The sequence below is a fragment of the Protofrankia sp. CiP1_Cm_nod2 genome, assembly GCF_920664355.1.
Classification (GTDB): domain Bacteria; phylum Actinomycetota; class Actinomycetes; order Frankiales; family Frankiaceae; genus Protofrankia.
Genome location: NZ_CAKKTL010000175.1, coordinates 11,334 through 11,780 on the forward strand (window position 1 = coordinate 11,334; position 447 = coordinate 11,780).

1 protein-coding gene is annotated in these 447 nt (G+C 65.8%); it reads left to right on the forward strand.

Annotated features, from left to right (window positions below; all coding sequences use genetic code 11):
• Positions 1–268, forward strand: a 268-nt coding sequence (locus tag NBW84_RS17715) for a toll/interleukin-1 receptor domain-containing protein (RefSeq protein WP_250285846.1), incomplete at its 5' end; no start/stop codon positions are given.
• Positions 269–447: the final 179 nt, after the last annotated feature.

A 447-nucleotide genomic window follows, 5' to 3' on the forward strand; every position in this document is an offset into this window, starting at 1 on the left:
GCTCTCCCCTGACTACCTGGAGAACTCGAAGTTCGGTACCGCCGAATGGCAGGCGTTCTGGCGGGGGGATCCGGACGGTGAGAAGCGGAGGGTCCTGCCGGTCCGGGTGAAGCACTGCGCTCCACAGGGCCTCCTCGGCGGCATCGTCTACATCGACCTCGTCGGTCTTGCGCAGGAGGAGGCCGAGAAGGTTCTGATCGACCGTGTCAGGGCCTCGCTGGCCGGCCGTGTGCGGCCGTCCAGCCCGCCCCGTTTCCCCCGCAGATAGTCCCCGAGACCGCCACAACCGGATAACGTTGCCCGCTGACGCCGACCACACCTCCCTTTCCAGCCTTTTCAAACCTTCCTGCCCGTCCAGGACGACTGCCGGCGGACAGTCGGCGACAATGAAGGTTCTGCCCGTTGGAGGAATGGTTCTCGGCTTCCGTCCCGTCGTGTTCGGTGGGT